The following is a 19,320-nucleotide window of genomic DNA, read 5'->3' as shown; positions in this document are numbered from 1 at the left end:
TATGAAACAATTTATAAAAATTTTTATGGGAGGAGATGTTTGCGGCAACTTAGGTCTTGAAACCTTACAAAAACATTTGCCCTTAATAATAAAAAAAGAAAAAATAGATTTTTGTGTGGTAAACGGAGAAAACACGTCCCACGGTGTGGGAATAAAAGACGATCAGACGGAATCCTTTTTTAAGGCAGGCGTTGATATTATAACCGGCGGAAATCATACTCTGGAAAGGTTTGAAATCCGTATGAATTTCGGCAAGGACAAAAGAGTTTTGCGGCCTCATAATTTTCCATTTGCGCAAGGTTCAGGTCTCGCCCTTATCGAAAAAAACGGAATCAAATACAGCGTAATAAATCTTCAAGGAAGAGAAAACATGAGGGCTATCGATTGTCCATTCCAGTCCATTGATTTTCTTTTCTCTTCGCAAAATGAAAATAATTTATCCGAGTCGATTAACATCATAGACTTTCATGCGGAATCCACAATGGAAAAAGAAGCTCTGGCCTTCTACGTTGACGGCAGGGTTTCTGTTTTTGCAGGAACTCATACTCATACTCAAACGGCGGACGAAAGAATCTTACCGAACGGCACAGCCTATATTACCGACCTCGGAATGATCGGCGCCAAGGAGTCCGTAATCGGAGGAAGTCCTTTTACCGCGATTACAAGAACAAAGAGTCAGGTACCTCAGCGTGTAGAAGTGCTTGAAGACGGAGTTGCAATATTTTGCGGTTTAGTTGCGGAGATAGACACCGAAACAAAAAAAGCCGTTTCGGTAAAAAGAATTCAAATCAGCTCATAGACCTAACAACTTCTTAACTCTTTAAAAATCTACCTTTCCTGAAATTCCTGCATTTATATTGAGCAAAAAAGAATTCGATGTTGTAGAAGCACCTTCCAATTCTGCAAATATTTTTATCTCGCCATGAGAGCCTATCTTTGTAGATTGCAAATGCTTAAAAGAAAACTTATAGTTAAGTTTTGGTAAACTTTTATTTTGCGAGAACTCCACAGAAAGTCTTTCTTCCCTGCTGTCGGACAGAGGTATTTTTGAAAAAGTTTCTATTATCAAACGGGGAAGAGATGTTCCACCTTTGTAAGAAAAAATCAAGCTGAATTTTTCTTTCCATTCATCCGTTAAAAATTTTTGCATACCTATTTTTGAAGCCGTATATAAAAATTCGTTTTCAAAACCCAATCTATTATTTGAGTTAAAGAAAAAATAAAGGCTATGATTTGAATTAAAGTTAAATTTAAAAAAGTCTTTTCCAAACAAAAAGCCGAATTTATAAAGCCGATTTAATTCATCTTCATCATAAAAATTAAACCAACTAAAATAACCGTATTTACCTGAAATATTTAAAGCCGTATACCTAAAAGAAAAATCAAGTCCGTATATATTGCTTTGTCCGGAATTTAATTGAGAAGACTGTACTAATCTTGATACAGCCGTACCGAATTCCAAGGGAGTATATACATCTTTAATAGTCCCGCTTATCAACCTTGAAAGGTTAAACCCGTAAGAATTAAAGAAGCTGTAAAATAAGTTTTTATTCTCGGTTTGAATCTGACTGTTTATTTTTTGGTCAAACATATCATAAAAAAACGGTTTTGAAAAAAGCCAATATTGTTCGCCTAGGCCTGTAAACAAAGAATTCAAATCCAAGGCATAGGATTCAAGTTTTTCAGCTTCTATAGCTTTTTTCTCTTTTGTAATTGTCCTTTTTATAATAGGTGAAAAAAACATTTTACCGGTATTAAATGGTATGGAAATTTCAATACCCGTTTCATCACCGGATCCTTTTTGTTTTTTATTTTGAAAATTCGTTTTTGAAAAAGCTTCAAAATTTAAACCCGATAACCTAATACCTGTTTTATCTTCTTCATTTGCAAAATAATTGAATAAAAACTTTATATCTGCGGTTCTGTTTTCGGCATTTTTTTCACCCGGCGAATACATATCGATTAAGCTTTTTTTCCATGCCTCATCATAAGATAAAGATGAAGGATTAAAAATAGTTTTATATTTTTGTCCCACTGAAAAATTTATCTGAGTATATATTGTTCCGAATTTTGCCTGAGGAATAATAGGTGCAATTGATGTAAATATTTTTTGAGAAGTATAGTCTTTATTGTAATCAATAGCGGTAATATAATTTACATCTATATATTTTTGAAAATCTATTTTACATTCACGCCTTAATATAGAATCATATATGTTAACAAAAAAATCTTCTGAAGCACTAAAAAAATAAATCGGTATTATTACGGAATGACCGTAACTTTCAATAATATTCAATCCCGATTTTTTTGATAAAAAGTCAGCCTTTAAAGATATCAAGCCTGCCAATTTTATCTTCCAAATATCAAGAGTGGCATTAGTTTTTGTATGAAGATTTAAAGATGTTTTATTGCTTATAAAATTTTCTTCAAAATTAAACAAAAGATTAGAAAAAATAGGCACATCATTTTTAGAATATAAAGACCCGGCAAAACTATAATTAAAATATGCTTTGTTTTGAAAAGAGTAAATTTGTTCTCTTGCCTTTTTATTACGATCAACATCGGCTTCAAAGCCTACGGCTGTTCCCGTTTTTATTTTTTGATTCTGATAATCTATACCGCTTGAAAGTTTATATATATCAATAGGATTAGTTTTATTCGTATTTTCCCAATCGCCGGAACCTGCAAAAAAGATATCCAAACCTTTAACCGGCTTCCAATGTGCTCCTGCTGCAAACCTTGTAGTACCGGAATCCGAATATGTCAAACCTTCCTTCCATTGAATTTCTATAATATCATTTGAAAAAACAGGTTCATTTATTGTCAAAGTATGATTAGATTCATTATAAGAAAAATTAAATATCCTTATTTTATTTTTTAAAACACGAATACTTCCCGGAATAGCCGTATCCGGCAAAATAAAACCCGCCGTTGGCGTATAATTTTTACATAATATTTGTAAACTTAGATCGGTTTCATCGGAATTGTCAGGAAGATATATCTTATAATCCGTCTTGCGGAAAGGAAACATTTGTTGGGGATTAACAAAATCATAATCCTTGCTTGAATCCAAAACCTGAACAAATTGTAACTTTTGAAAACCGCTTAAAAAATTATCGGTTGTTTCTATATTCGCAGTAAAATCATTATTGACGCTCTGATTATGCGTATCAACAACGGATATGGAGGAATCGCCTTTGACTTGAGGTTCATTATACCGCGATGCAATTTCAAAGGGCGAAAATTTTTTCTCTTTTAAAATCAAACAATCTTTACCAAAAATATTTTTTTTATAACCGATAACATTAGAAAGAATAGAAGAAACCACTTCAGTTACCGCAGGAATAGAGCCCAAGATTGAAAAATAGGTTTTGACATTATTTAAATGCTTATTTGCAGGATTGTTCACATCAGCAGGATTGCTCTCTAAATCAAAATAATTTATAGCCACTCCTTCGGGGTAAGATTTTTTCAACGATAAAACTTTTAAACGAGGGTCGACTGAAAATTCATCGGGACTTAACGGCCGCCATTGTGCTCCTGCAAAATCTTTAACAAAAACCAAGACGGGTTTTCCATATAGGCTATCTACAGGTATATAAAAATGTCTCGCTCTTTGCCAAGCATTAATCGAGATTTTATTTTCTATAACTTCCGTACTGCCGTAATATGTTTTTGAATTATATTCGGAGCTTTCATATCTTAGCATAACATCGGCATTCCATTTATCCCCTGCAAAAGTCCCCATGATACCGGGACTTATGAACTTACCGCCTCCCGTATTTATATACCCATAATTAAGCGGGAATTTTATATTACTGTTACCCGCACGAATATGTTTTATAGGAGAATCTTCTTTTCCAAAATAACCTAAGGCTAAAGTACTTTTTTTATAATCATCTTTATAAAGAGTTTCAAAATAAAATGCATTGTTCAATAACAGCAATAACGATAAATTGGCTTTTTGTTTAAATACGCCTTGAAAAGAATTTACTTTTGCATAACCGTCAAAAAATTCAAAGCTTGAAAGTCCTAAAAATTCAAGATCCCAAAATCCGTCCAAAAAAAGAACAGTATTTTCTTTATCGAAATTTTTAAAATATTGACCGGCCTTATTTTCTCCTGTTCTATTCTTAATTAAATCAATACCGAAATCTACATTCGGGTTTTCATCATTTTCAAAACCGTGGACAAAGCTTAACAAAAAAATACAGAACGCAATTGAAAATATTTTTTTCATTCAAGGCCATCCTTATCTTTTTTTAAAAGACGCGCAGGCTTTAAAATATTCTTTCCCTCTTTTTTTGTAAGGGTATACATAGTTTCTTCAATCTTTCTTTTTTTTACATTCTTTTCGCTGTAAAATAATTCTGTTTGTGCTTCGGGAATATCGGATTCAATATTCATGATGCATAAGCCCAGCAGCCTTATGGGCGTTTTATTATCGAATTTTTTGTAAAAAAGCTCTCTTGCCCGCTCAAACAAATCCTGAGTATCGTTGACAACAGCTCCTGTCGATTGAACTGAAACAGTAGTAAAATCATTATAGCGTATTTTCACTGAAACGGTTTTCCCTTTTACCTTCTCATCAAATATTCTATACATAAGCTCAGATGCAAGATAAAACATAACATCATCTATCTCAGCATGAGAAAATAAATCATGCTCAAAAGTTCGTTCCGTACTTATCGAATGAGATTTGACATCGTCGCTAAAAACATCATAAAGCTCCCCCCGTACAGCCTGAAATAAAAAACTGCCGGATGCATTTCCTAAAATACTCTGTAAAAGATGTTCGCTTGAATTAAAAATTTGGGGCACGCTAGTCAAACCTGCGGCAATAAGTCTTTCCCGCGTTTTCCCCCCTACTCCCCATACATCCTTTAAGGGAAGACTTTTCATAAAATCAATTTCTTCACCGGCCTTTACAATAAAAAGCCCGTCAGGCTTTGAGCGTCCGGATGCTATCTTTGCAATATATTTATTTTGAGCACAGCCCACAGAAACGGTTAAACCCGTTTCTTCTTTTATAGTCTTTTTTAATAGAAGTGCGGAATTTTTAGGAGTGCCGAATATTTTTTCCATTCCCGTCATATTTAAAAATGCTTCATCCACAGAAATTTGTTTTATTTCGGGAGTAAAATCTTTAAAAATAGACATAACTTCTTTTGATTTTTCATGATAACGATCCATGCGGCCTCTTAAAAATATACCGCTTGGACAAAGTTTTCTAGCCTGTAAAATAGGCATCGCTGAATGAACTCCAAATTTTCTGGCCTCATAGGAACAAGTTGAAACAACACCTCTTTCAGATTGACCGCCGACAATTACAGGTTTACCCATATACTCCGGATTATCAAGCTGTTCAACGGAAGCAAAAAAGGCATCGATATCAACATGAAAAAAAACTTTTTCTGTCGCCATCTTAAGACTCCGCTTTAGGCAGCAAATCAAATTCTTTTATAACATGAAAAATGATTTTTTTATTCTTTAAATTATCGTTTAAAAATTCAAAATCAGGATTTAGCGGATTGTCATAAAACCATGCAAGAATTTGTACATGCAATACGGCATTTTTCTCTCCCGAAAATTTTATAGAAAAAGGTTCCGTCAAGTTAATAGGCGAAATAAATTCAGCTTTTTTCCCTTCATCTGATTTTTTAAAATCCATATTTGCTTCATAAACAGGGAACCCGTCACTGCGGCTTATAATAACCTGTATAACTGCTGCTTTAATAAGCGGATTTATATTCACTTCGCCTATAATACGCTCAAGATAATTTTGTGTACCGGCCTGAACTTTTATAAAATCATCTTCCTTAATATCTGATAATCGATAAAGCTCGTTATCGTCATCTATTATTTCGGTTTTATTTTTTATATCGGAAATAAAAGAGATATATTGATGACCATTTTCAATATTATATAAAATAAATTCCTTTTTATTTTTTTGGTGCAAAAATGACGGATAAATTAAAATCAAACCAATAAAAACACAGGTAAACAACGTTATCGACCCTATAATCTTAAGATGCATATATTTTATCTCAGGCCGTTCTTCTTTTAACTGCATAAGTAACCGTATAAACATTAACATATATGGTAGAATAAACATTGCAGCCAAAGTATTATTCGCATAAAATAAAATATCAATAAGATTGTCTTTAATAAATAGCACATCCCAAAAATAATAAACCAACAATAAGATATTTAAAATAAGGAAGAGTATTTGAGCGAATAGTCTTTTAAAATGATAAGAAAAAAAAGATAAAATATAAATTTCCAATACTATAATTGCCAATGATAAATCTACTCTCGAAAAAATAAATATATTAAAAAAACAAGCGATACTTGCCAAGTACCCATAGATAAAAATATTATTGGGCAGTTTTAAATATCTGTTTACATATGCAAATAAAGAGACTATTATAATGGAAAATAATATTTTTAATAAAATAGCCGTGACAGGCAGAAATTTAATAGAATCTTGAAAACCGAATTTAATAGAAAATAAAAGGGTTGTAAGATATTCCCCCATGTATAGGGCAAATAAACTAATTATAAAAAAGAAAACAGGAACCCGCCATAAAAGCAGAAGATCTCTTATATTCTTTTCTCTTCTTTTGTCGAATAAAAAACTGAATATAAAAATATAAAAAAGGCCTAATAAGGTTACTCCTATTACTAAAAGCACTAATGTTTTTTCACTTATAATTCTAAGACCGAAAAAATTTTTTATATTATAGTGTTTATCCCATTCCGATGAAATCCCTTGGGTGTAAGTATTTATTAAAGAGAGTAAAACAGGGTGTATATCGGCTCCATAAGATATTTTTATCGCAGGGATATCTTCTTTTAAATACTCTGCCAGCATATTATCACTGATAATACCAAGACGATAAAGGATAATATTATTATATTTAAAACCGACGGGAATATTCTGCTTTTGTAAAATATCCTGTAAATCTTTTAACATCCATGGAGGTGAAGTCTTTTTTACAGCTCCTACACTTAATACGGCTCTATCGGAAGGACCATCCGATAAAACGAACACAAGGCGTGATTTACTTTCATTTATTTTTGAAATAAGTTTTTTTGTGTTTTGAGATTCTATTATATTGATACTTTCAGGCAGATCAGGAAAATCATTATCGGTAATTGCAATTATAACACGTATTTGGAGAGGCAACTCCTTTACTTCTTTTGCAAAATTTTCTAAAAGTTCTGTAGAAAAGGTTGACTCATTATTTTGGTTCCTTGCAGCAGTAAAAACAATGACATTTTCACTTTTAGGGCCCAGCTCATAAATTGTATTTTCTGAATATACAGTCTGCAAGAAAAAAAATAATAAAATTAAAAAAAAAGTCCTTTTCAATTTGTAATCCCTTATGAGTTTAAGTCTTTTTCGGATAAAATCTTTCCTGTCTTAAACCAAGTTTCTATTTTACGATAAGAATTATTTATGCGTCTTATTATCATATTGGCTTCAGCCTGCTTTGCAGGCGAGCTTTGAACATCAGGATGATGCTTTTTTATTAAGCGCTTCCATGATCTTTTACATTCATCAAGAGGCACTCCCGATAAAACATTTAAAACGGCAAAATCTTCTATAAGTTCAGGAGGAACAGGAATTCTTAAAGCCTCTTTATTTACTTTAGGCGGCGGCCGCCTCTCCATCCGTCCTCCAATTGTACGGTAGCGTCCGGTTGATCTTTGAGCAGCCGCTTCAAAAGGATCGTCATCAGAGGTAAGAGCATCCCGTAAAATATTTCCCATATCATTATAATAGTTTTTACTCATATCTTATTTCCTTGTAAGAAAATCTTCCATTAACAATCCTTCACCGGACTTAACGGCTCTTTGTAAAACGGCTCCGATAAAACTATCGAACATCTCAGGAGCCTCCCCCGGCGATAAAATTTTTTCCGTTCTTAAAACGGCAATATCCTTATCGGTTATTACATCTCCCTTTTTTAAATCGTTAAGATAATGAATAGACCTATTTGTGCGTCCGTAGTTTTTAGTTTCAGCCGGACTCAATTTTTTTTCTCCCGATCCTATAACTTCGTTTATAAGCTCAATAGAATAGTTTAATTTTGTTAAACCCTCTATAATTTCATCATAAGTTTTTTTTGAAAAGGAATTTAAGGCGGAGCACATTTTTTTAAACATATCAGGTTCTAAGGCAACAGGATCATCCAAGCCTTCTTCTTTACGGGAAAGACAGATATGTTTTTCTATTATAAAACCGCCTGCTGCGAGCGTTAAGGCCGGAACTAAAATCGGATCTAAAGAATGATCACTTACTCCGCATGCAATACCGAAGATACGGCTCAAGTTTTTTATTACCGAAACATTGTATTCCTTTTCGGGTGCAGGATAAGATGTAATACAGTGAAGCAGGGCCAGAGGCAAATCCTTATTTTCAGAACGTAAAAAACTGACAGCCTTTTCAATATCTTTTAAAATGGAAACCCCGCTCGATAAAATCATAGGGATATTAAAACCAGCGCAGTATTTTAAAAGCTGTACATAATTAAGTTCTGGTGAAGCTATTTTTATAAAATCGGGTTTTAATGCGGCAAGTTCCTCAGCAGATCTAAATCCGAAGGGGCTGGCCGAAAACAAAAGTTTTTTTGATCGGCTGTATTCGGCAAGCTCTTTGTAAAAGCTTACAGGAAGTTCCAAACTTTTAAAACGATCATATAGAGGAATTTTCCCCGTAGGCAAATCCACATAGCCCGTGTTCGGATGAAGAATTTCATCGGCATAAACAATTTGAAATTTTACAGCCTTTGCTCCGGCTTCAGCAGCCACATCTATTAAATTCCTTGCTTTTTGAATAGATCCGTTATGACTTGTTCCTATTTCGGCAATCGTAAGAGGATTTTCTACTGAAAAAATTTCCGAACCGAGTTTAAAGTATCCGTATTTCCCGCACATAATATGGAAAATATTACATCAAATCTTAAAAAAAAACAAGGGAGCCGATATGCTAAAATGCCGGCATATTAAAAAAATATTAAGAAAGCTTTATTTTTTCTCGACGGATAAAAATACCTTATTCGGCAGGCAGGCATTCCAATCACCGTGATTTTTTAATTTCGGAGCCGTTATACAGGTTTTATTCGAGCAAGTTGAGCTGACAACAAAGGCTTCATTGTTTTCGATCCTGATACTTACAGGCCCTGTTTCACCCTCAACAACAAAAGATATATCCGTATCCATAGGGTATATCCAATCTCCTTTTGGTGTCCGCACCGATAGATAAAGAGTAGAGCTGTCTGCCGAATATATAAAAAGAGCTGTCGAAGTTATAAATACAATAATTACAGCAAGCATTATAACATCAAAAAGCCTAATTCTTTTAAAAAACTTTTTCATATTTTAGCCTTTTAGCAGTTTTTTTGGTCATGCGCCTACGGTTCAAAAAGCCGGAAAGTCCTTTTTGGAAAAATTCAAGAAGCTCTTTTTTATTATTCATAGTTATGGAATATCCCATTTGAATTTGTGAGAGCGGATCCGAAAAGTCATGAGAAACTGTGTCGGTATCAATATCAAGGATATGGGTTGGAGTATTGCATACACTATAATCGGATCTTATCGCAGCCACTTCCAAACATCTTGTTAAAACTGAAATTGAAGAATCCAGATCATCATTATTTATCGTCTTAAAAGTCCCAAGCGTTACAGCCAAGATATTTTTAAAACCTTTCTCCTTGGCAATCCAAACAGGCGTATTGTTTTTTACACAACCGTCTACAAAAAGTTTTCCGTTATAATTAAACGGAGCAAAAAAACCGGGATAGGAGTATGAAGCTCGCATCGCATCAGCCAAAAAGCCCTTATCAAAAACTACTTCATTCCCTTCACATAAATCGGTTGCATTACAATAGAAAGGAATCTTAAGCTGATCAAAGGTTTGATAACAGGAAAGTTTTTTAAAAAGAGTTAAGCTCCGTTCACCGGAGTCTGCTCCCTGATGAGAAATTAAATTGTTTAAACTTGCACCTATTTGTAAAAACCTTGTCAGCTTAGTCAGCCCAAAACCAAAATGCGATACATCAAGATAATCTGTCAATTCAAAATTTTTTGAAAAGAAAGAAATCATCTCATCTACGGTCATGCCTGAAGCATAGAGCCCGCCGATAATTGCTCCCATGGAACATCCGACAATACAATCAGGAAGCGGATATTCCAATTCTTCAAGAGCTTTAAACATTCCTATGTAGGCAAGGCCCTTTGCGCCTCCGCCCGATAAAACCAATGCCCATTTCATAATATAATTATATCTATATTTTAAAATTTATACTAGAGGAACCTTTATAATAAAGCGGCAATCTTATCGGGATAGTCCGTTATAATCGAATCCAAACCTGTGCTTAAAACTTGGGCATAGTCCGTTTGGATTGAGCCGAACCAAGCATTGACCCTAAGACCTTCATTATGAAGCTCATCTACGAATTCTTTTGTAAGCCTATATGCAGGGGGATGATAACATTCTACACCGTACTTCTTTAAATAAGCGGCCGGATGTAAATCCCAAGAGTCAACCAAAAAGCCGCATACAAGAGAAGAATCTATCTTTTTCATTCTCAAAACACTTTCATGATTAAAAGAAGAAATAATACATTTGTCTTGCAGATTATATTTTTTTAAAAGAGCATATACCTTTTTTTCTATTCCAGGATATTCAAAGACACCTGTCTTTAATTCGATGTTGGAAATAATATCCTTATTCTTTATAAAATCAAAATACTCCTCAAGAGAAGGAATCTTTTCATCCAAATGTTTTATTCCACTTGCAGCTTCCGAACTTTTAAAATTTGCTGCAGCATTTATCTTTTTTAAATCTGCAAAGGAAAAATCTTTTACAAGACCTGAAGCATTACAGGTTCTATCCAATGCTTCATCATGAATGATAACGGGCACACCGTCGGAAGAAAGATGAACATCAAACTCTATACCGTCAACACCTAATTCTACTGCTTTAGAAAAAGCAAGCATCGTGTTTTCAGGATACTTACTTCTGAAACCTCTGTGGGCAAAATTAAGAACCTTTCTCATACTACCAACCTCCCGAGGCACCGCCTCCGCCGAAGCTGCCGCCTCCTCCTGAAAATCCTCCTCCCGAAAAACCGCGGCCTGACGATCTTCCTATTGAACCGCCAAAAAAGGAACCTCTTGAAGATGATCTTCCGTTAAAAGAACGCCCCGCTCTGCCGCTTCGGGAAAGCAAGTAGAATATCCAAAAAAGCCCGCCCGGAGAAAATTTTGAAATCATAAGATAGACAAAAAGAAAAAACAATAAGGCTTGCGGGAATCCGCCTTCATCATCTTCATCTGAGACAGCGATTTCTTTTAATAGGCTTTCGTCTTCTGAGGCATAAGCCGCCATGGCCTTAATCCCGTCATAGATTCCTTCACCGTAATTACCCGAACGGAATTGAGGAGCGATAAAGTTTCGGATGATTTGGCCGCTTCTTGAATCGGTTAGATTTTCTTCAAGTCCGTAACCTACTTCAATACGAAGCTTTTTATCCTTAACTGCAACCACCAAAAGAGCGCCTGAGTCTTTTTCTTTATCACCCAACTTCCATTCTTCGGCAACCTGCATAGAATAATCTTCGATAGATTCGCCTTCTAAGGACGGAATTATCAGAACCGCTATTTGCACTTTAGACTTTTGATCCAAATCCAAAAGAAAATTTTCTATTTTTTCGAATTCACTCCTCGAAAGAATTCCGGCCTTGTCAACTACAGGACCGGAAAGCGAAGGAACGGCTAAGCCGAAAAAATTAAAATTATAAAAGATAAAAAAACATAAAACAATTATCTTTTTTAAGATTTTATCTTTTTGCATACTCTTTAAAAGTTGACTTTAGGAGCGGTCGATGCTTGATCATCAGCCTTAAAATAAGCCTTTTCTCTAAAGCCGTTCATATTTGCAATAATGGAACGCGGGAATTGTCTTATATAAACATTGTATGATTGAACGGCTTCGTTATATCTTTTGCGTTCAACGGCAATACGGTTTTCCGTTCCTTCAAGCTGGGTTTGTAAATCCATAAAGTTTTGATTTGCCTTAAGTTCAGGATAGTTTTCGGTAATAACCAACAAACGCTGTAAGGCTGCACCAAGTTCGCTTTGAGCCTGTTGAAATTTTTCAAATGATTCCGGATTATTTAAAACCTCATCGGAAACCTGCATAACACCGCCGGCCTTTGACCTTGCTTCTGCGATATCCGTAAACACCTTAGCTTCATGGCTTGCATAGCCCTTTACAGTATTTACCAAGTTAGGAATTAAATCAAAACGTCTTTGATAAACATTTTCTACCTGACTCCATGCAGACTTTACACCTTCTTCTGCTTTAACAATAGAATTATATGTTCCTACAAAAAAATTATATAAGCTGAAAGCCAAAACAAGAACGACAGCCACAATAATCAATCCGATTTTTAAACCCTTACCCATAACGCCTCCATAAATGCTAAAATAAGTTATATTTAATTTAACAAATTACGGATAAAAAAACAAGCCCTTGAGTTTTTCAGTTTATTTTTTTCTAACGGAAGGCGCTGCAATAAAAAATATAAGGGCAACAATGTAAGGAACAGACAATAGAATACCCGATGGAATTTTAACGGCACCCTGCATGATATTTACAGCGTATTCAGCTGAAGAAAAAAGCAAGACAGCGAGAGTGCATAAAAGAGGATTTTTATTTCCTAAAAAAATTGCAGCTAAGGCAGTCCATCCTCTTCCCGCACTTATATTCGGAGTATAGGCGGCAAGACGGAACACAAGGGTCGATCCTGAACAAGCTGCAAAAAAACCTGCGATGGTCCATGAAAATATTTTATAATTATTGGGATTTATTCCGTGAGCAATTAGTACGTCGGGAGCCTCACCTGAATATTTTAAGCTGATTCCCTTGGAGCTGTATTTTAACAGCACAAAGATTACAATGGCCAAAATTAAGCCGGCAAAAAACGGATTAAGGTTATTTACGGGAACAAGATGGGAGGAGGCTTCAAAGTCTTCAAAGGAAAGCACTCCGCCTTTTTTTAAAAAGAGTTCCGATGCCCAAGGCACAAAGCCGGCTGCAAAGAGGTTTAAAGAAAGGCCGGTTAAAAAAGAATTTGCCCTTGTTTTAACGGTAAACAATGCAAGCAAATAAAGAATAAGAGAAGTTAAAAGAACGGAAACTATAAAACCCAAAAAGGGATTGCCGCTTATTATAGTTATAAGAGCACAAAAAAATGCAGACAAGATAACGGCGCCTTCCATAAAAACGGCAAGGGAACCTGCATATTCGGTAAGGAGAGCTCCCAAAACCAAAAACAAAAGAGGAGCCGACATTTTTAAGATGACTAATGCGGCTTCAATCATATTCCCTTCCTTTTTAAAAGAAGCGTCTTTATCCGTGAAATATCTTTACTTAATCCTAAAGTAAAGCGTAGGCTCAACAGGTTTGCAGAAATAAAAAGAAAAACTACGGCCTGTAAAAATACAGCCGTATCAAAAACCAATGAGCCGGACATTACTGCGGCATCGGAAGCGCTTTGTATCCATGAGTATAAGAAGGCGGCAGGAATAATTGCAAAGAAACTATTTTTTGCAATTAAGGCTATCGCAAGGGCAGCCCATCCCATTCCTGAAGAAAAAGAAAGATGACAAATATACCAAGTTCCTGTAATTGCAAAAAATCCGGTTAAGCCGTGAAGCCCTGCAGAAATACCCATTCCTGCAAGAGGCGGAGCATAAACCGAAAAACCTGCAAACTTGGAAAACTCAGGAGCCGTTCCCGAAAGCCGCAAGCGGTACCCCCACTTTGTTTTAGTAAAAAAAAGAATAAAAAACAAAACCAAAATAATCGAAAACACAAAGGAAATATTTAACGATGACGGAGGCAAAAAACTTTTAAGCTCAAAAATTTCTGCTATTGGAGGCAGGGCAAGTAAATTTCCCGATGTATCCCGCAGAGGATTACCGATAAGATAGTTTACGACAGGCAATATAGCTGCAGAAATTAAAAAAGAAGTTAAAAGCTCATCGGCATTAAATTTAATTTTTAAAAATCCTGAAACAAGACCGATTAAGCCCGAAGCAAAAAAAACGATTAATCCTGTAAGAGCAAGTTGTATTACTGGCTCCGTCCAAGTATTTTGTAAAAGTATTCCGGTCAAAAGCCCTGCAAAATATATTTGTCCCTCCCCGCCCAAATTAAAACAGCCGCACTTAAAAGCAAATAAAGAACCTGAAGCAGCAAACAACAAAAGAGAAGTTTTGTTCAGCATGTTTCCAAAATACCAAACGGAAGAAAAAGGTTTTAAAAAAAATTCGGATAAGGCTTCTTTAGGATTTTGAGAACCCAGAGAAATAAAGATAATTATTACCAGAGTGCCGAGAAAAAATGCCGCTACCGAACTTAAAAATTTATACCTTCTCAATTTTCTTTTCCTAAAAAATAAACGGCATCAAAAGCGTTTTTATAAGAAGCCGTATCAAATTCTTTTGTTAATATTATAATGGTTCTCCCCTGCTCGGCAAGAGCCCTAAACTTATTCATAAGAAGCTCCGTGCTCAAAAGGTCCAAGCCCCATGCAGGTTCTGCAGCTATTATGATTTCAGGATTTTCAGCAAGACAGCGGGACAATATCAGACGCTGGAGCTGTCCGCCTGAAAGCGTATCCGCTAAACGGTTTTTATCGGCAGCTATATTTTCAGCCTTCAATAACGATAAAATAAATTCATCGGATTTTTTTTTATCAAAAAAATTATTTTTAAAGCGGTAACAATTTAAAACTTCTTCGATTGAAAGATTTACATCAGCACCGCGTAAATTTCTATCCGAAGGAATAAAACCTATTTTATTTTTTAAAAGAAGGGATGGAGTAATTTTTTCGCAGCTAAAAACTTTTTTTTCCGTTTCAGGATTTTCAATTACTATGTTTCCGGTATGGAACCTATTACTCATACCGGTCTTCTTACCCATAGCCATTCCCGAAAGAATATCCTCCAAGTATTCGATACCGCTGTTAGGAAAGCCTACAAGTCCGGTAATCTTTCCGCGTTCAGCTTTAACCTGAAAATTTTTTATTTCGGAACCGAATCCCGAATTAAAAGAAACACAAAATTCAAAACCGCAACCGGAATCCGATTTGTTTTCTTCCATATTCTTATCATGGGATTTTTCTTTTTCGCTCTTTAAAAATTTATCTCCTGAAAATATTTGTTTTTTTATAAAAAGCTCGGCTTCATCATCGGTTCCCAAATCTTCAGTTAAAAAAGAGCCCTGCATTTTTCCGTTTTTTAAAACCGAAATCCTATCTGCAAAGTTTAGGGCTTCTTCGACCTTATGAGTAATTAAAATAACGCCTATTTTTTCTTCCGCACATGTTTTTTTTAATACTGAAAAAAAAGTTTGCCGCTCTTTATCCGTAAAAACGGAAGCAGGTTCATCTAAAATTAAAAATTGCGGATTAGTATAAAGGGCTGAAAACATTGCAGTATAAAATCTTTTATCTGCGGATAGATTTTTTATCTTGGCATTTAAATCCAAATCCAAATTCCATTTGGATTTTAAACTTTCTATTTTTTGTTTTTCGGCATGAAGATTTATAAACGATAAGAAGCCTCTGTGTTTTGTCCCTATCATTATGTTTTCAAAAACGCTTGCATTTGCGGCAAGGCGGGGACGCTGATGAACAATCGCAACGCCCGCATTTAAAGCATCATTCGGGGAATTAAAATTAAAAACCTTATTCGCTATTTTTATTGAACCCTGCGTCGGAGAAAGAAGACCCGAAAAAATATTTACCAAGGTAGATTTTCCGGCTCCGTTTTCTCCGAGGAGGGCATGAACTTCGGAAGTGTAAAATTCTATGTTCACATTAGTTAAAGCGGCATTTTTATAGACCTCGCCGGTTTGATTATTTTCCGTTTCATAGATCTTATAAATACCGCTTAACTCGGCCGTAGTCTTTTTCACTTAACAAAATCCGATTTTAAAATTTATTTTACCGACAAGTCCAAAGAACCGTCAACTATTTTCTTTAAAATTTCATCTTGTTGTTTTCTGATTTCTTCGGGAACTGTTTGAATATAAATCTCATCATCCGAAACAAAATTTACATAACCTTCTTTGATACCTAGGGTAGAAGCTGTTCCTTCCTGTAATTTTCCGTCGATGAAGTTCAAAATTTGCTCGTATGCAAGTTTTTTTTGTTTCATTTCGGAACTTGAAATTACATAGCCTTTCGCTTTTGCATAACCGTTATCGTCAAACCATGAAACATAAAAACCCAACTCCTTGGCAGCCGCAAGAACACCTTGATTTGCACCGCCCGAAATAGGCATAATTACATCCGCTCCGTTTTTATACATTGCACGGGCAAGCTCGGCTCCCTTCGCTGCATCATACCAGTTTCCTACAATTTTAAAATCGACTGTAAATTCGGGATCGACGGCCTTAGCTCCCTCAATAAAGGCAGGTAAAATTATATTCATCATTGCAGGGTATTCTTGTCCTGCTATGAGTCCGATTTTCTTTTCGGGATTTGCAAATTCCATCTTGCTTAAACTTACCAAGGCAGAAATATGTCCCGCTATATAAGCCTGCTCTCTTTGATTGTATCTAAAGGTAGTAATCATAGGATTTCCTTCAGAGTATGCATCCAAGAGCAAAAATTTTTGATTGGGGAATTGCTTAGAAATAGGAGCTGCGATACCGGGCATAGCGGGATTGGAAGAAACAATCAAATCATATTTTCCGTCCACGGCCAGAGAAGTAAGTTTTGTTCCCCATTCCGCCTGATTGGTTCCGGCTTCTAAAATCTTTAAACTTACTTTTTTGCCGTTTCCGATTGCAGAAGCAACGGCTTCCTCTACGCCGGAAGACAACATATCATAGACAGGACTTTCAGCCCTGACACCGGGAACAAAAACCGCAATAGCGATTTCTTTTTCTTTTTGCAGATTTTCAGTTTTTGCACATGAAAAAACAGCTAAAAGAAAAGAAGCAAATAAAATAAAATTAATAATCTTTCTCATGGCTGACAATATAGCAAAAAAAAGAGAGGAATTCAAGATGGGAAGATTATTTTATAATCCGTTTACCTACGCCCTCAAATATAAATATAAGATCTTTATCATTGTAAATATCAAAATACACACCTTTCCTATCAGGCATCCGTAAATTCCTTAAAAGTTTTTGACTCGCATGTCCATAGTTCTCCGTAAGGTTTCAATCGCTGTCCGGGGGAGATAGTTAAGCTGTGAATAAATGCAAACCTCTACTTTCATTTCATCATTTATCTCAATTCAATAATTTTTTGTAAAAATATTGTCAAATTGTATATTCGATTTTATACAACAATTTAATAAAATATTTTACGTGTCTCTTCCTTTATAAAATTACCATTGATATCATATAAGTCAGAAGTATATGTATCAACAACTTCTAACATATAATTTATTTTCATAAAATAATGTCTTTTACCTTCATGCGTTATATGGAACCATATCATAAAATTAGGATCATCAGGTCTGCTTACATCACTTATAAAGTGCAAAGTAATATTATCAACTTCATAGTAATGACAGGATATTACTCCACGTTTTGGAGGTTGTTGATACACAAGATAATATATAGTTTCAAGAATATCACGAAAATCAGGATCATAATTAACTTCTGACCATCCATTCGACTTCATATATTTTTTAAAATTTTCATATTTTTTTCTTTGGGAAAATGTAGAGCATGAAATAATCATAAATCCTAACACAACAATTAATAGCAAACTAAATTTCTTTCTCACTTTTTTATCTCCCATATTATTTATACCTGTAACTATAATAAAAACTCAAAATCACATCTCAATTTTATTTAATATTTAAATTGTTTTAATTTTTATTCTCTCCTATAAAAATATACAATCCCCATATAATAAAAATCCGGCAAGGCTTTGATAAACCATGCCGGTTAAAAGTCTATATCCTTTTATTTTTTTATCAGGTTTGCAAAGGTTGCCATACCTGCATAGCGGGCGTTGTAGCCGAGCTCATCTTCAATCCTCATAAGCTGGTTATACTTTGCAATGCGGTCGCTGCGGCTCATTGAACCGGTTTTAATTTGTCCGGTTTCAAGGGCAACAGCCAAGTCTGCAATAAAGGCATCTTCGGTCTCGCCTGAGCGGTGCGAAATAACCGCAGTGTAGCCGGCCTTTTGAGCCATTCTTACGGCATCGATTGTTTCGGTAACGGTTCCGATTTGGTTGAGCTTTATCAAAATAGAATTGCAGGCTCCTTCTTCAATACCGCGGGCAAGCCGTTTTGTGTTTGTTACAAAAAAGTCGTCACCCACAATCTGAATTTGATTTCCCAATTCCTTTGTCATCTTTGCATAGCCTTCCCAATCGTTTTGATCGAGCGGGTCTTCAATAGAAACAATCGGATATTTGCTTATCCAATCTTTAAACAGGTCAACCATCTCGTCGGCATTTAAAATTTTAGAAGGCTCCGACTTCCAGAACTTGTAACCCTTTCTGTCTCCAGCATCAAAGAGCTCTGAAGAAGCGCAGTCCAAAGCTATCACCACATCCTTTCCGGGTTTGTAGCCTGCTTTTTCGATAGCCTTCATTATATAATCCAAGGCTTGAACATTTTCAATATTGGGAGCAAAACCGCCCTCATCGCCTACAGCCGTAACATGGCCTTCCTTCTTTAGAATATCCTTTAAGGCATGGAAAACCTCGGCAGTCATTCTTATGCCTTCACGGATTGACGGAGCACCGACGGGCATAATCATATACTCCTGAAAATCTATCTTATTGTCGGAGTGGCGGCCGCCGTTTATGATATTAGCCATGGGAACCGGCATCTGCATTGCATGAACGCCTCCCAAATAGCGGTAAAGCGGCAAACCTAAACTGTCGGCAGCGGCACGGGCTACAGCCATCGAAACACCGAGCATAGCATTTGCTCCGAGCTTGGATTTATTTTCGGTGCCGTCAAGATTGATAAGCATATTATCTATTTCGGCCTGATCCAAAGCATCAGCCCCGTCAAGTTCTTCGGCAATAACCGTATTAACTTGGTCAACAGCCTTTAAAACACCCTTTCCCATGTAGCGGCTTTTATCGCCGTCCCTCATTTCCAAAGCTTCATATTCTCCCGTAGAAGCTCCCGAAGGAACACAGGCCCGGCCGTAGCTAAAATCGCTTAACTGAACCTCAACCTCTACAGTAGGATTTCCCCGCGAATCCAAAATCTCGCGGCCTTCAATATAAATAATATCAGACATATTAACCCCCT

Annotated in this window: 17 protein-coding genes; 1 reads left to right on the top strand and 16 read right to left on the bottom strand. The window is 35.6% G+C overall.

The annotated features are described in order from the left end of the window. Position 1: 1 nt before the first annotated feature. Positions 2-799, top strand: coding sequence for a TIGR00282 family metallophosphoesterase (locus TDE_RS04635; protein WP_002682276.1), 798 nt, complete (start codon positions 2-4; stop codon positions 797-799). 21 nt (positions 800-820) lie between these two features. Here TDE_RS04635 and TDE_RS04630 read toward each other — a convergent pair whose 3' ends face one another. The 16 genes from TDE_RS04630 to eno all read right to left on the bottom strand — a co-directional run bounded on the left by TDE_RS04630 (position 821) and on the right by eno (position 19,309). Continuing rightward, the gene (locus TDE_RS04630; RefSeq protein ID WP_002682274.1) at positions 821-4,240 is read right to left on the bottom strand and encodes a hypothetical protein; all 3,420 of its coding nucleotides are present in this window, start codon (positions 4,238-4,240) and stop codon (positions 821-823) included. After that, a complete protein-coding gene (dinB, locus tag TDE_RS04625; protein WP_010956849.1) occupies positions 4,237-5,424 on the bottom strand; it encodes a DNA polymerase IV in 1,188 nt (395 codons plus the stop codon). Before dinB ends, TDE_RS04630 begins: the two co-directional genes overlap by 4 nt. 1 nt (position 5,425) lies before the next feature. After that, positions 5,426-7,375: a hypothetical protein gene (locus tag TDE_RS04620; protein ID WP_002682271.1), complete on the bottom strand. Its 1,950-nt coding sequence runs from the start codon at positions 7,373-7,375 to the stop codon at positions 5,426-5,428. Between the two features lie 11 nt (positions 7,376-7,386). Further along, a complete protein-coding gene (locus TDE_RS04615) occupies positions 7,387-7,800 on the bottom strand; it encodes a J domain-containing protein (protein ID WP_002671946.1) in 414 nt (137 codons plus the stop codon). Positions 7,801-7,803: 3 nt separating this feature from the next. After that, complete coding sequence (locus TDE_RS04610; RefSeq protein WP_002682269.1) at positions 7,804-8,943, bottom strand: N-acetylneuraminate synthase family protein; 1,140 nt, start codon at positions 8,941-8,943, stop codon at positions 7,804-7,806. A 90-nt stretch (positions 8,944-9,033) separates the two neighbouring features. Then, positions 9,034-9,384 (bottom strand): NusG domain II-containing protein, encoded by a 351-nt coding sequence (locus TDE_RS04605; protein WP_002682268.1) that lies wholly within the window; start codon positions 9,382-9,384, stop codon positions 9,034-9,036. Continuing rightward, positions 9,368-10,279, bottom strand: a complete 912-nt coding sequence (locus tag TDE_RS04600) for a patatin-like phospholipase family protein (RefSeq protein ID WP_002682267.1) — start codon at positions 10,277-10,279, stop codon at positions 9,368-9,370. Before TDE_RS04600 ends, TDE_RS04605 begins: the two co-directional genes overlap by 17 nt. A gap of 44 nt (positions 10,280-10,323) precedes the next feature. After that, the gene (locus TDE_RS04595; RefSeq protein WP_002682266.1) at positions 10,324-11,067 is read right to left on the bottom strand and encodes a glycerophosphodiester phosphodiesterase; all 744 of its coding nucleotides are present in this window, start codon (positions 11,065-11,067) and stop codon (positions 10,324-10,326) included. A gap of 1 nt (position 11,068) precedes the next feature. After that, positions 11,069-11,863, bottom strand: a complete 795-nt coding sequence (locus TDE_RS04590) for a TPM domain-containing protein (RefSeq protein ID WP_002682265.1) — start codon at positions 11,861-11,863, stop codon at positions 11,069-11,071. Positions 11,864-11,868: 5 nt separating this feature from the next. Beyond that, the gene (locus tag TDE_RS04585; RefSeq protein WP_002682263.1) at positions 11,869-12,477 is read right to left on the bottom strand and encodes a LemA family protein; all 609 of its coding nucleotides are present in this window, start codon (positions 12,475-12,477) and stop codon (positions 11,869-11,871) included. Between the two features lie 81 nt (positions 12,478-12,558). Further along, on the bottom strand, positions 12,559-13,395 hold the full coding sequence (locus TDE_RS04580) for an ABC transporter permease (RefSeq protein WP_010956847.1): 837 nt from the start codon (positions 13,393-13,395) through the stop codon (positions 12,559-12,561). Next, positions 13,392-14,456, bottom strand: coding sequence for an ABC transporter permease (locus TDE_RS04575; protein WP_002682259.1), 1,065 nt, complete (start codon positions 14,454-14,456; stop codon positions 13,392-13,394). The genes TDE_RS04580 and TDE_RS04575 overlap by 4 nt, the downstream gene beginning before the upstream one ends. Next, positions 14,453-15,997, bottom strand: coding sequence for an ATP-binding cassette domain-containing protein (locus tag TDE_RS04570; RefSeq protein WP_002682257.1), 1,545 nt, complete (start codon positions 15,995-15,997; stop codon positions 14,453-14,455). Before TDE_RS04570 ends, TDE_RS04575 begins: the two co-directional genes overlap by 4 nt. A 23-nt stretch (positions 15,998-16,020) precedes the next feature. Continuing rightward, complete coding sequence (locus tag TDE_RS04565; RefSeq protein WP_002682256.1) at positions 16,021-17,058, bottom strand: BMP family ABC transporter substrate-binding protein; 1,038 nt, start codon at positions 17,056-17,058, stop codon at positions 16,021-16,023. 326 nt (positions 17,059-17,384) lie between these two features. Then, positions 17,385-17,840, bottom strand: a complete 456-nt coding sequence (locus tag TDE_RS04560; RefSeq protein WP_044971565.1) for a hypothetical protein — start codon at positions 17,838-17,840, stop codon at positions 17,385-17,387. Between the two features lie 167 nt (positions 17,841-18,007). Next, on the bottom strand, positions 18,008-19,309 hold the full coding sequence (eno, locus tag TDE_RS04555) for a phosphopyruvate hydratase (RefSeq protein ID WP_002682247.1): 1,302 nt from the start codon (positions 19,307-19,309) through the stop codon (positions 18,008-18,010). Positions 19,310-19,320 lie beyond the last annotated feature (11 nt).

Origin of the sequence: Treponema denticola ATCC 35405, assembly GCF_000008185.1 — a bacterium.
Taxonomy (GTDB): domain Bacteria; phylum Spirochaetota; class Spirochaetia; order Treponematales; family Treponemataceae; genus Treponema_B; species Treponema_B denticola.
Note: the sequence above shows the minus strand (reverse complement) of the source record. Positions and strands in the feature narration are given on the sequence as shown.